The organism is Nitrosomonas sp. PY1 (genome assembly GCF_022836435.1).
In the GTDB taxonomy this organism is placed as follows: domain Bacteria; phylum Pseudomonadota; class Gammaproteobacteria; order Burkholderiales; family Nitrosomonadaceae; genus Nitrosomonas.
The window spans coordinates 2,488,436-2,501,437 of sequence record NZ_BQXC01000001.1; the positions used below are offsets into that span (position 1 = coordinate 2,488,436).

At 45.0% G+C, this 13,002-nt stretch carries 10 protein-coding genes; 4 read left to right on the plus strand and 6 right to left on the minus strand.

The features are described from left to right. Positions 1–31 precede the first annotated feature (31 nt). From W03_RS11590 to W03_RS11600, 3 genes are all read left to right on the plus strand, one after another. Entirely contained in the window at positions 32–628 is a 597-nt protein-coding gene (locus W03_RS11590; protein WP_244073489.1) for a TetR/AcrR family transcriptional regulator, read from the plus strand. A gap of 124 nt (positions 629–752) precedes the next feature. After that, positions 753–1,292 (plus strand): peroxiredoxin, encoded by a 540-nt coding sequence (locus W03_RS11595; RefSeq protein ID WP_244073490.1) that lies wholly within the window; start codon positions 753–755, stop codon positions 1,290–1,292. Between the two features lie 68 nt (positions 1,293–1,360). Beyond that, positions 1,361–2,437, plus strand: coding sequence for a DUF389 domain-containing protein (locus tag W03_RS11600; protein WP_244073491.1), 1,077 nt, complete (start codon positions 1,361–1,363; stop codon positions 2,435–2,437). Positions 2,438–2,643: 206 nt separating this feature from the next. On the opposite strand, the gene W03_RS11605 is transcribed toward W03_RS11600, so the two are convergent. The 6 genes from W03_RS11605 to W03_RS11630 all read right to left on the minus strand — a co-directional run bounded on the left by W03_RS11605 (position 2,644) and on the right by W03_RS11630 (position 11,477). Further along, a complete protein-coding gene (locus W03_RS11605) occupies positions 2,644–3,651 on the minus strand; it encodes a cyanophycinase (RefSeq protein ID WP_244073492.1) in 1,008 nt (335 codons plus the stop codon). 155 nt (positions 3,652–3,806) lie between these two features. After that, the gene (locus tag W03_RS11610; protein WP_244073493.1) at positions 3,807–6,584 is read right to left on the minus strand and encodes a tetratricopeptide repeat protein; all 2,778 of its coding nucleotides are present in this window, start codon (positions 6,582–6,584) and stop codon (positions 3,807–3,809) included. Continuing rightward, positions 6,581–7,513, minus strand: a complete 933-nt coding sequence (locus W03_RS11615; RefSeq protein WP_244073494.1) for a toll/interleukin-1 receptor domain-containing protein — start codon at positions 7,511–7,513, stop codon at positions 6,581–6,583. The genes W03_RS11610 and W03_RS11615 overlap by 4 nt, the downstream gene beginning before the upstream one ends. 59 nt (positions 7,514–7,572) lie before the next feature. Next, positions 7,573–8,082, minus strand: coding sequence for a DUF2141 domain-containing protein (locus W03_RS11620; protein WP_244073495.1), 510 nt, complete (start codon positions 8,080–8,082; stop codon positions 7,573–7,575). A gap of 105 nt (positions 8,083–8,187) precedes the next feature. Then, on the minus strand, positions 8,188–9,327 hold the full coding sequence (locus W03_RS11625; protein ID WP_244073496.1) for a cation diffusion facilitator family transporter: 1,140 nt from the start codon (positions 9,325–9,327) through the stop codon (positions 8,188–8,190). Next, complete coding sequence (locus W03_RS11630) at positions 9,324–11,477, minus strand: Lon protease family protein (protein ID WP_244073497.1); 2,154 nt, start codon at positions 11,475–11,477, stop codon at positions 9,324–9,326. Before W03_RS11630 ends, W03_RS11625 begins: the two co-directional genes overlap by 4 nt. A 330-nt stretch (positions 11,478–11,807) precedes the next feature. On the opposite strand from W03_RS11630, the gene W03_RS11635 reads away from it, so the two are divergent. Then, a complete protein-coding gene (locus W03_RS11635) occupies positions 11,808–12,995 on the plus strand; it encodes a PAS domain-containing protein (RefSeq protein ID WP_244073498.1) in 1,188 nt (395 codons plus the stop codon). The last annotated feature ends 7 nt before the right edge of the window (positions 12,996–13,002 follow it).

Genomic DNA, 13,002 nt, shown 5'->3' on the forward strand with positions numbered 1-13,002 from the left:
AGTCATGTTATATCCTGGAATGCAGCAGCACTTGAAAAATAATTCACGAAAAGAGGTCAGTAAAAGAAAATTACTGAACACTGCTTGTCGATTGTTTTGCAAAGAAGGAATCCATGCCACCGGAATCGCCAGAATTATTGAAGAGTCAGGAGTGGCCCGTCGCACCCTTTATCTGCACTTCGGCTCAAAGGAAAATCTGCTCAAAGCCGTCTTCGAGGCTGAAGCAAACATCTGGTTTTGTTGGTTTGACCGAGATCTTCCTGCCATGCAATGTTCCCCCATCGAACGTATTCTGGCTTTATTCGATTTGATGCAAAACTGGTTTTCCAGCAAGGATTTTTATGGCTGCGTATTCATTAATGCGGTTGCCGAGCATGACAAAGGCAATAGCTGGATACAAGAAATTGCCAATCAACATAGGGAAAAAATTAACGCTAAGCTGGAAGCAATGGTCATGGAAAGCGGCGCGAAGGATCCCGAATTAGTAACAGAAAAATTGAGTCTTTTGATTGACGGTACTATCGTAACCGCCATGGTAACTGGCAAAGGTGAAGTCGCCCACATTGGACGATTGGCTGCCGAAGACATTCTGCGAAGCACTACCAGTACTTCACATCAAGAAACGTAGAATAAGATATCAATTCACTTTAAAAAAGCAAGGCATCTCTTGAATGGGCCGCTCTGACAAAAATGCTACAAACGCTTAACATTCACGCGGCAAACTCGTCGTTCGTTCTAAAAGGAAAATCTCAATGCAATGGCTAATCGTCTTATTATTCATTTCAGCCGCTTTAGGGTTCTGGTTTTTTTACCGGCAACAAAAATCATTGTCTTTGCATCAGGCAGCGCCGGATTTCAGCCTAGCTGATCAAGCTGGGAAAACACGCACACTTGAAGATTTCCGAGGTAAATGGTTAGCCTTGTATTTTTATCCCAAAGACGATACACCGGGATGCACTAAACAAGCATGCGGTTTTCGTGACGAACTGCAAGAATTAGTCGATTTGGGCGCACAAGTAGTCGGTATCAGCGTTGACAGTTCGGATAGTCACGCACACTTCGCCGAGAAATTCCAATTGCAATTTCCACTCTTGGTCGATGCAACTGGCGAAGTCGCCAGGACTTATCATTCGCTGATTCATTTGGGAATCATAAAATTTGCCCGCCGTAATACCTTTCTCATTGACCCGCAGGGCAAGATCGCGCGAATTTATCACTCTGTAAACGCAGCGCATAATGCAGGCGAGGTAAAAAATGATTTAAAAATGCTACAAAACAAAGTCACTCCGTAATAAGAAATCTTTAGTTATTGTATATATTGATTTATATTATAAACCCTATAGTTCTACAAGGTTCAACCATGCCAATAAACGACTCGGCTGTTGCGAATGAAAACGCAGCAAATGCAACTTTAGATATACGCAAAGATATCGTGCTCGATGCACAGTTTGATCAACCTTATGTCATCATGAATGCCCTGGCAGGAATTATTGCCAGCTATGCACTACTGGCAGGCAGCGTATCCGGTGTAATTGGCGCCATGTTAGTTGCTATGCTGCTAGGTCCCATCGCCGGCCTATCTTTATCATTGGTCGATGGGGATTATGCATTGTTTAAGAAGTCTTCGTTATCGTTGGCTGGTGGTGTGGGCATTGTTGCATTATGTTCTTTGATCATTGGTCTAATACATTACGACATGCCCATAAGCGGTGAAATGCTGGCACGAACTAATCCTAATTATTTAGACTTAATGATCGCACTCGCTGGCGGTGCAGTCGGAGCATATGCGGTAGTTTCTCCACGCATTCCAAACGCAATTGTTGGTGTTGCAATTGCAACCGCTTTGGTTCCGCCACTATGCACCGGAACGATTTTCATCGCCCGCGGTGATTGGGAACATGTATTTGGGGCCTACCTGCTAACAGGTACGAACATTATCGCCATTCAATTCGCCTCATCGATAGTGCTATGGTTGTGTGGTTTTCACAAAGTCGTTGATCGCTTCTATAGCAACCACAAAGTCATTTGGTTGAATGGCATTACGATTATACTGTTGGCTCTATTGTTTGTAACACTCGGCACGAACACTAAGCTACTGGTTGACAAAGTTAGCTTTGAAACAAAGGTTCGCAATGTGCTAGCAAGAGAAATGAGTTCTTATCCTGGTGCATACGTAAGTGAAACGAGAATTGCCGTGGAAAATGGAAAGACCGTTATTCGTGCCGTGATACGAAGCCCTAATAGTTTTTCCCCTGAAAATGTGGCCACGATTGAGTCTAAATTACCCGACTCACCGGATCGTCTACCGATCGAACTGCGTTTGCGTCACATTGCAGTAGAGGTTATAACAAAAAACGGCTTGGTTTTTGATACTGAAATGTCACAGATGGCTAAAGCTGATGACAAAAGCAAGCATCTCTTTTTCACATTCCGATAAAGTATATATACAATATTAATCACTGAATAATTCACCACACAGCATTTTTCCGCAAATAAGCCAAGAATAATTCCTTCAAACCGGAAATACTCAGCTTTGACTGATTATTCCTGGTTCACGTGGAGTGAATTGGCTGAAAAATACCAATAAAAACAGCAATCTGAAAATGTATCAAAGGGCTTTTGCAAAGGCCTCACCTTCAGCGATCAATAGGGCGATTGATTGGGTTGCGTCGAAATCAACACCCCATTTTCTGCAGAGAGGGTGTATGCGGTACCGTTTTGCCCCACCCAGTTTGCCAGATCGAAAGTACCTTGGGCATTGAGGCGATAGACATTGATATTTCTATAGGTGAGCGGCGTATTCTCTTGGCAGGTTTCGGGTATCTCGGTGGTTGCCAGAAAATAGACATTACTGACTCCCGCAACAGTGGCTTGACCTTCGGCATCGATGAGCAAGGCTGTTTGTTCATCGATCGTGATACTTCGCGGTAAGGATAGCCATCCAAAATCATAAATACGGCATAGAAACGCCAGATCACGTCCCATTCGATCTCGGGTTATGAGATGCGCATCGCCGATGATACCTTCCAAAAAGGGTATTTTGAGATCGAACTGATTATCCAGCGTGATGTATTTGTTGAACGGATTTTCCAGTGCTTGAGTAGAAGTTATCGACTTGTTGAGCAGGGCAGAATAGATAAATTGCGTTAATACATCGAGGCCTGCGCTGGTGCCGCCAATCGGAATACCCTCTGCGATGCGATCTTTGAGCGCGCTGTGCAGCAGCGTGTTGATCCAGAAATTGATATAGTTCGATTGGTCGCCGCCGGCAATCCAGATGGCCTCCGCCGCGTTGATCGCCCCGATTACGAATTCATCGTTTGCAGCGTTGATCGATGGAATGATCAATGTAGCAACCGAATTGCCATTGGGGCATAGTTGCTGAATATAAGCGTTATAGGCATCGGTCCCTGTTGCACGGATGACCAGAAAATCGCCATTCCCACTCAAAGCGCACATCCATTTGAAAGCTTCGTCAACGTCAGTACCGCCGCCCATCATCACCGTTCCGCGAGTGGTTTGAATATTAGAGGCATCTACTGCATTTCCTATTCGAAAATAATCATAGGGCGGTTTTTTCTTTGCAGCGATGGCGGTTTCAGATAAAAACAGCATTATGAGCATTAAGAAAAGGCAAGATTTTTTCATCATTTTTTTCTTCCAGTGTGAATGATTATGGGTGGGTGATGGGTTAGTGGGGTATTGTAAGGATGCTGCATGCTTTTGTCATAGAAAAGGTGACCTGGTCAACTAAGGGGTAGATATACCTGAGGGATAGTCATTCGGTTTTGGTAATCTTGGTCGCCTCATTTTGCTCTGCTGTTAAAGGCATCCCGAACTTTTTCTAAAGCAGCGATTCTCTGCTGCGGATTTGCTTCCTCAACAGCCGCAATGAGTTCAAGAAGCCAGGGGCGTACTTGAGCGAGCTTCGGTTCATAGTGAATATAATGCTTGATTCCTTCGAAGCTCCAGCTAGCTTCTTGGTCGCCCGCTAAGTTTCTTGCAAACTCAAGCAATGCAGCGAGCACGGCGGAAACGTTTGCTGATTTGTTCAATGCCAGGAGCGTAGCAATGTGTAAGGTTCTCATAGCAAGCTCAGTGCCAGGCTCCAGCTTGTGATTCTCGATCAATGCCGAAATACGGGTTTCTGCTTCGACGAACCGGCTGGTCGTAAAATGGTTTTCAGCAAAATTAGCTTGGACAGATAAATTATCCGGATGCTTTTCAAGCCACTGTTGACTCAACATAAAGGCTTCCGGAAATAAAAACAGTTTCTCTTGATATATTGTTAATGCTGTGGAATATGCTGCATCATCATCGGGATAGAATATCAAAACATTGCGATAGGCTTCAGCAGCGCCTTGCCAATCTTTAAGGTAAAGCAAAGCTTGCGCTAAATTATTTTGAGTCTGGGCCCAGTCTTGCGGGAGATCTTCCTTGGTACGTATGGTCAAGGCTTCCCGATACGCTTGAACAGCTTCAGCCAATAAGACTATCCTTTTTTCTCCAGCAGTACGAATGCCTTGTTCCTGCAACACCGCACCCAGATTGTTCTGAGTCGTGGCCCAGTGTTGCGGGAGATCTTCCTGGGTATAAACGGCCAAGGCTTCCCGATACGCTTTAACAGCGTCAGCCAATAAGACTATCCCTTTTTCTCCAGCGGTACGAATGCCTTGTTCCTGCAACACATTACCCAAATTATTTTGAGTCATGGCCCAGTCTTGCGGGAGATTTTCTTGGGTATAAACGGTCAAGGCTTCCCGATACGCTTTAACAGCGTCAGCCAATAAGACTATCCCTTTTTCTCCAGTGGTACGAGTACCTTGGTTCCACAACACATTACCCAGATTGTTCTGAGTCGCGGCCCAGTCTTGCGGGAGATCTTCCTGGGTAAGTATGGTCAAGGCTTCCCGATACGCTTGAGCAGCGTCAGCCAATAAGACTATCCCTTTTTCTCCAGTGGTACGAATGCCTTGTTCCTGCAACACCAAACCCAGATTATTCTGAGTCGTGGCCCATTGTTGCGGGAGATCTTCCTTGGTACGTATGGTCAAGGCTTGCCGATACGCTTTAACAGCGTCAGCCAATAAGACTATCCCTTTTTCTCCTGCGGTACGAATGCCTTGTTCCTGCAACACCAAACCAAGATTGTTCTGAGTCATGGCCCAGTGTTGTGGGAGATCTTCCTGGGTATAAACGGTCAAGGCTTCCCGATACGCTTTAACAGCGTCAGCCAATAAACCTATCCCTTTTTCTCCAGCAGTACGAATGCCTTGTTCCTGCAACACCACACCCAGATTGTTCTGAGTCATGGCCCAGTCTTGCGGGAGATTTTCCTTGGTACGTATGGTCAAGGCTTCCCGATACGCTTTAACAGCTTCAGCCAATAAGACTATCCCTTTTTCTCCAGTGGTACGAGTACCTTGATCCCACAACACATTACCCAGATTGTTCTGAGTCGCGGCCCAGTGTTGTGGGAGATCTTCCTGGGTATAAACGGTCAAGGCTTCCCGATACGCTTTAACAGCATCAGCCAATAAGACTATCCCTTTATCTCCAGGCATACGAGTACCTTGGCCCTTCAACACACTACCAAGATTGTTCTGAGTCATAGCCCAGTCTTGCGGGAAGTTTTCCTGGGTGTAAACGGTCAAGGCTTCCCGATAAGCGGAGATGGCATCGCCTAAATACTGATGAATCGCTTTGCCGTGAGTTCTGATGCCAATTTCATCACTGGATACTCCAATTTCGACATGGATATCGGCCCATAGGCGGGGTTTTTCCGGCTTCGAGACGAGTTGCAACGCTTTTTGATAATTTTTGAGCGCTTGCAAAAATTCATAGTTGTTGTATTGAGCATCTGCGGCCAAGCGAAAATCCCTAATGGCTTCTTCCTGCAATTGTTTCGCTTGTTGTTTTATTTCCTTCATCGCTTGAACTTTATGCTCGGCAGATTTAAGAAATAGACGGCTGGCTTCACTAAAATTCTTCTTCGCATAGGCGGCCAGTCCTAGTAAATAAGGATCGTTCTGTTGCTCTACCTCACCGATCCATTTATCGATTTCCGCCTTGGCTTGATGCGCGCTAAACCCGTATTTAGCCGCCCAATCCTTGATATAACGGCTGAAATCGATATCCTCCGGTTTTCCGTCTGGGCGGGTTTGTTCCTTGGATTTCTCCGCAGTATCGCGAATGAATTTTTCAATACGATCTGCTGACCAGAATTTCTTGGAGCCAATCGGAAGCAAGTGTATGTCAACAAGATTCTTGTCCAGATCATCGGGCACTCTGACTTCCCCATCCAATGGGTATTGAATGCGCCATTCCTCCATATTCAAAGCCAACGTAATTCTGGAACCCGGTTTGAAGATGTCTTTAAGAAAAAGACGGTATCGTCCCCCTTCCTTGGTACGCGCCGTATCGCCGGATTCGACCAGTGTCACATCCTGACCAACTGCTGGATTGCGCTCATCTTGTTCCCCGATCAAAAGAACGCGTCCTTGGAGAAAACGGTCTTTCGCTAAAGATAGCGTAGGAAGGATTAGACAAATCAGCGCAGTTAGAAGCAACAATTGTTTTTTCATGGTTTCTTTATCCGCATGGTAAATCCGAGTGATGTATTGCCCAGAGTTACATCCGCTTCATAATTCTGATACCCAGGCTTTTGCGCAAGAAGCGCAACGCTATCCTGCTTCGAAGCCTTTACATCAAATCGAAACTGGCCATATCGATCGGTGGTGTTCGTAAGGTTAAATTGCGGGAGCGATACTTGCACGCCGGGAAGTGGATCGTTGGCTTCGTTACGAATTGCGCCAGCCAAAGATTGAAGCGTGGATACTTCTACCTGAGGTTTGATTGTAGACATAATTTTCCCCGGCAGCTCAGTAATCAAACTCAAAATGGTGAGAACGCCAACCATGATTCCCACCCAGATCTGCCATTTTTCCAGCAAGCCCTGGGTTGGCTGGATGGCCCGCTCTCCGATGTGGATCGTCACATTCTCTCCTTGAATGACATTTCCATGTACGGCCCAGTTAGGTTGATCGAAGAGAGCTTTAACATGCTGCAATACGGTTTCTGAATTGGTAGCCTGAATTTGCTCCAGTTTGCTGACAACCTCGGCTTTACGAGTTGCATTTTCATTAAGCTTGACACCATTAACCGCAGTCACAATATTTGCGATCTCGTCTGAATCGATGGCGTGTAATGCAGCAAGCGAAGATGGAAGTGGCGTATTATCGAGCAAGCACGGCACGATAACTTTTTTGAGTGCCAGCGCTGTCGTCCACTCGAATTCGACAAAATGCGAAATGGCGGCATTTTTAGACCACGCCAGGAGAAAAACATCCTGATCGGCTATTGCTTCGCCTAAAATTTTAGGCCATTTCTGCCCACCATAGATTTTCTCTTGATCGCGCCAGATAGAAATTTCAGTATGGATGTTGAGCTGTGCGGTCAGCTCTTGAATAAGAGAAAGATCTTCACGCGAGTAGCTCAAAAAGATTGACGGCATCGTATTGCCTTGGGATACTGATAAATGCAGTTTTTATCGAAAACAATATCCAATAACCATCAAGGTTGCTTCAGATTAACCACGATATCTGCGCCCAGCTTCCCTGTGACAAACGCCGAATCACTGAATTTTGGAAAACCGATAGGCTTTTCTGGATTATTCGATAAACCAAACGGTTCATCTGGCAGCATATTCCAACGTAGCTTTAGCTTCCGATTAGCATCCTTATCATGATAAACCGCCACCGCATAAGTCCCTGGTTGATCAAGATTCATACAGATCTTATGTTGTTCCTCAGTGGCCGGAATACGCACAGTACGCTTACGGCCTTTTTTTTCTAAAAAATTATCTGGATCATCATATAAACCAACATTTAGAATCCCACCAGAGCCTACTCCGTTGACCGTGACCCGAATCTGAGGCGAATTCGCGCTACATGGATCTGGCGCCTCGTGCGGTTTGATTTTTAGCTTTTCACCAAAGCTGATTGATGGGAGCAACAAACCAATCAATCCAATCGATAGAATTAATGTAACCGTTTTAAATCGGTTAAAAGAATTTTGCTTCATTACAGTCATCACTCCGTGAATTCATAGAACGCGCCAAAAGTATTTCATAAAGAAGCAGGTTATTCAAATCTAAAAAAGCTTGAAGATGATTGCCACATATCAGCCTTACGGTTTAAAGCGAACTTGTATTTCACGAATATAAGTCAAGGTTTCAGCAGCCTGCTTTAATGTATCCGCCTGTTTTTTCGCATCCAAGATACTCGGCAAAATTTCGATCGGTAAATCCAATTCCACATCGATCCCACCGGAAAGATAATGCAATGTTACGTTCTCGATTGCCGTGGATGGAAGATCAGTCCATTGTTGCTTAAGCGCCTGGATAACGTGCTCCCGTAAAGGCAATTGGCCGCAATAATCCATTATTTCATCATTTTCCGGGTCAATGTGGATGGTAACATCCGTAATGCCATCTGCTTGGCTCAACAAGCTCTGCCGCACCACATCACCAATCCGGTGTCCCTCCGAAACACTTAGGCGTGGATCGACTTGAATATGCACATCGACCAAAATATTGCCTGCACTTTTCCGGGTTCGTAACATATGAACCGATCGCACACCATCCACGGCAACAATTTGTTGCCGAAGCAGCGCAACTTTTTCTGGCTCCAAGGCGGAATCGATTAACTCCTGGATGCTCGAGCGCAACAAATCAATGCCAATTTTAGCAATCATGGCAGCCACAATCACCGCTGCAATTGCGTCGAGATAAGCATGCCCAAGCGCTACCCCTATGATGCCGACTAATACCACCATTGATGAAAAAGCATCTGAACGACTATGCCAGGCATTAGCCATCAACATATCCGAACGCAAGCGCCGCGCCGCCGATACGGTGTAACGATAAATCCATTCTTTAGTCAGCACCGATATCAACGCAATCGACAGCGCCAGCACACTAAATTCCACTACGGTTTCATTATCATTTAATCTTTGTATCGAGTGATAGCCAATGCCAAATGCAACAACCACGAGCACCAAGCCAAGGCTAGCCGTGGCAAGCGTTTCTATGCGGCCATGGCCATACGGATGCTCGCTATCCGCTTCTTTATGCGAATGCTTGGCTGCATACAACACCATAAAATCCGTTAATAAATCAGACAACGAATGCACGCCATCAGCCACTAAAGCCTGTGAATTAGCTATCCACCCGATCACGATTTTGGCTGTCCCCAATGAGAAATCCAATGCCGATCCGATTAATGTTACTCTCCGGATTTCTCGATAGCGCTGTTGCAGCATATTCATTTTTCGGTACGCGACGGAAAACGCCGGTGCTCAACTTTATGACCATGTTGTGTCATCTGGCACGCACGACGGAAGGAAATCAGCGATCTTTGCACATGCCCGAGCATGGTATTCAATGAATATCCAGTAACACAGCCTGACTCACTCATACCTGAAGGCAATTCGGAAAGCAACTCCAATCCCTGCATCACATGTTCCATCGTATAAATCCTAAAAGCACCGGCTTTTACTGCGGCCACCACATCAGGATGCAAAACCAAATGCTGGCGATTAGCCTGTGGAATCAACACACCCTGCTCACCGGTCAAACCAGTTTTTACGCACAATCGAAAATATCCTTCGATTTTGTCATTGATTGCACCGATTGGCAGTACTTCACCATATTGATTCATTGCACCCGTTACCGCAATACCTTGCTTCAACGGTGTATTCGCCAACGAAGAAAGCAACGCATAAAACTCCGCACAAGTGGCCGAATCTCCTTCGATACCAGCATACTCCTGCTCAAAAACGACCGATGCGCTGAGTGCCAGCGGTGCAATATGGGCAAACAACGCAGACAAATAACTTTGCAGGATTAGAACCCCTTTGTCATGAATAGGACCCGACATATCGACTTCACGCACAATATTTAACAAGCCATCTTCGCCAGGAAAAGTACGCGCAGTAATGCAGGCCGTGGTACCAAACCGACACTCGCCCCATTCGATTTGCGTTAACGCATTCAGTCGACCGACTTGTGCACCCGATAAGGCAATCAAAATCTCGCCATCTAAAATCGATTGCTGTATCTGCAATTCTGGACCGTTATGGCGCAAATTCCGCATGTGCAATGCCGCATCTATATCGGATGCTTCAACCAAAGACCCATAACGTTCACTGCATTGTCCTGCACTTTCTATTATCAATGCTTTGGTATCCGCAAAAACAGCACTCAAATATTTTTGATGTTCCACTGTGCGATGGGATTCTTCCAACAGACGTGCTACGGCAGTGGCAGAAAAATGTGGCAGTTGAGCTTCATGACATATCTTGGCTACCAGAACCGACACCGCCTGATAAGTGGATTGAGTTGCTGGAAAGCTTTTTTGGAAGTCCACTTTCACGCGAAAATGCTGCATGAATTCTGCTTCATCTGCTTGCAATCCGTAATACTCATCCCGTGACCCAATCAAAACGATCTTAACGTCCGCTTCGAATAATTGCGATTCCGGAAATACTGGTGCATATTGAAAAGACCGCGAGGCATATTCTTCCAAGGATATTTTTTGACTGCGTAAAAAATACCGCAGCTTAATCCACAATGCATCATTCTCAAGTAAGTCACTGGCATGCAGCATGATGAACCCACCATTGGCTTTCAGCAAACTACCCGCGGTAACGTGCGGAAAACTAAACTGCGGCTTTCCCTCCGCGAATGAACAATCTACATGCCCCAATAGCGACGCAACAGTCGAATTTTGTTCGATGATTACCGGAGCACCGGAGAGTTCGGCATTATCCACGATCAAATTGATTCGATGAGCAGACAATATGCTACTCAATGTTGTCCACCAATCGCTCTGTTGACTCTGTTTGTGTTGAAGAGTAGTCAAACACGCCACAACCTCAGCTTGCATTTGCTCAAAAAATGTACTCAGCCGGAGCTGCTCGTTTTGCGCTAACTGTAGCTCCGATTGAATTTCCGAAAAAGCTTCATCCATCAATATTTTGATTGCATCAAACTGAGCGGCTGAAGCAGCATCGCTAAAGTGCGCAAGAATGTTCGATGGTAAGGATCTTGTCATGCGCCAAAATGCACTCTGGAGCATACGTCCTTGTCCCGCTGGCAGATATAAGACTATTGATTTATTCTCAGCACACCCGCTATGCAATACGCATAAATCAGGCGGTACTGGTTGATTGTTAGCCACTTCAGTCAGTAATTGCTGCAACAAAGAGCGCCGCCCCGAACCAGGCTCACCCAGCACAAACAAATGATAGCCCGGTTGCTTCATAAGCAAACCATATCGCGCAGCCGTTTCGGCACGCTCCTGACCGATCCAACCTGCTGGTTGTTGTAACAACTCGGCGGTATCCGAGAAACCAAGAGATTCCGATTGAACCGCCACACGTAAATCAGAAAATTGAAGTAATGAAACCGTCATCATTCAACCATCGCAAAAGATAGCAAAGTGTTTAAAAGAAAACTTGTTATTGTACCTGCTCAAGGACTTACAGTCTTAAAATGATCTATTTTTTGGAATTCTTCTAGAAATTAAAAACCACGCTTAATCAATTACTTTCAACTTAGTAATCGAAATATTCCGATGAAAGTACTGATAGATAGCAGCATAGCATTTAGACAATCTTCTCAGTTTGAGTGCGTTAGCTAAGAAATGACCGTGCAAAAATCTCGAGATATGCTTAATCAACAGAAGTCTGGATTTTCATATTTTAATAAATTAATCTATCCTATCAATAATTACCTATAGGTTCCCATGAATTCCGAGTTAGATACAACATTACTTTCATTCGACGAGTGTGAGACACTGAAAGTACGGCAGCAATTGCTGGGGAAAATTGCTGCCGTGGGTGAATGGACTCACAGGTTCCTAGATGATGAAATAACTTGGTCTGGTTATCTCCACGATTTTTATGAATTGAATCATCCATTAACACCATCGAACCTACTCAACGATACACAGCTTTATCAAGGTGACGAAGCAATCAAAATGCGGTCGTTATTAGAGCGCGTTACCATCAACAAAGCAATGTTTTCCGATGAATTCAAAATCAACATGCCAGATGGGAGAATCAAATGGCACCGCACTACGATTCATCCCATTACTGATCAGCAAGGTAAATTGCTGGGGTTTTACGGCCTATTGCAGAACACTACTGATAGGAAGCAGGAGGAAGCAAACAACGAAAAACGATATGCGCTGTTTCAACATATTTTCGATCGATTGCCATCAGAATTAGTTGTCCTCAACAACGCAGGTCAATATTTGTATGCCAACCAGTCCGCAATCCAAAGCACGCTAAACTGTGGCACTCTGTTTGATCATCAACACTCTGAGTCGAGCGACCAATTAAACAAGCTAGGTAACTGGACTGTCGAATCGAAACGGAATGACGCAATCGAAGATTGTTTGCAAAATAAGAAAGCAGTCACCTTCGAGGAGAAAATTAACGATATCGATGGCTTGAGCAAAACAATGCTTCGTAATCTATATCCTTTGCTGGATCAAAAAGGCGAGGTAGAGTTTTTGATTGGCCACGGCGTCGATATCAGCGCAAGAAAACAAAGCGAGCTCGAACTACAGCGTATGGCGATTATCGCGGAAAAAACTAACGGCATTGTCATGGTGACCGATCCTGATCGGAAAATTACTTGGGTCAATCACAGTTTTGAGCAAATTCTAGGTTACCAAGCTGGGGAAATAATCGGCATCGATCCAGCTGATTTCCTGCAAGGACCAGAAACTTCGCAACGAACGATTCACGATATTGCCGAATCCCTGAAAGCCTCTGGTTCGTTCTCAGGAGAAATTCTGAACTACACCAAAGATGGCAAGCAAATCTGGCTTTATCTCAATATTACAGCCGTTTACGATGATCAAGGCAAATTGCTTAATTATATTGCCGTTGAGAATGACATTACCGTAATCAAACTGGCAGAGTAGCATCATC

Bases quoted from the DNA above. Each gene is read 5' to 3' on its own strand.
- W03_RS11595 (WP_244073490.1), top strand. From the start codon at position 753: ATGCAATGGCTAATCGTCTTATTATTCATTTCAGCCGCTTTAGGGTTC.
- W03_RS11600 (WP_244073491.1), top strand. From the start codon at position 1,361: ATGCCAATAAACGACTCGGCTGTTGCGAATGAAAACGCAGCAAATGCA.
- W03_RS11605 (WP_244073492.1), bottom strand. From the start codon at position 3,651: ATGATGAAAAAATCTTGCCTTTTCTTAATGCTCATAATGCTGTTTTTA.
- W03_RS11610 (WP_244073493.1), bottom strand. From the start codon at position 6,584: ATGAAAAAACAATTGTTGCTTCTAACTGCGCTGATTTGTCTAATCCTT.
- W03_RS11615 (WP_244073494.1), bottom strand. From the start codon at position 7,513: ATGCCGTCAATCTTTTTGAGCTACTCGCGTGAAGATCTTTCTCTTATT.
- W03_RS11620 (WP_244073495.1), bottom strand. From the start codon at position 8,082: ATGAAGCAAAATTCTTTTAACCGATTTAAAACGGTTACATTAATTCTA.
- W03_RS11625 (WP_244073496.1), bottom strand. From the start codon at position 9,327: ATGAATATGCTGCAACAGCGCTATCGAGAAATCCGGAGAGTAACATTA.
- W03_RS11630 (WP_244073497.1), bottom strand. From the start codon at position 11,477: ATGATGACGGTTTCATTACTTCAATTTTCTGATTTACGTGTGGCGGTT.
- W03_RS11635 (WP_244073498.1), top strand. From the start codon at position 11,808: ATGAATTCCGAGTTAGATACAACATTACTTTCATTCGACGAGTGTGAG.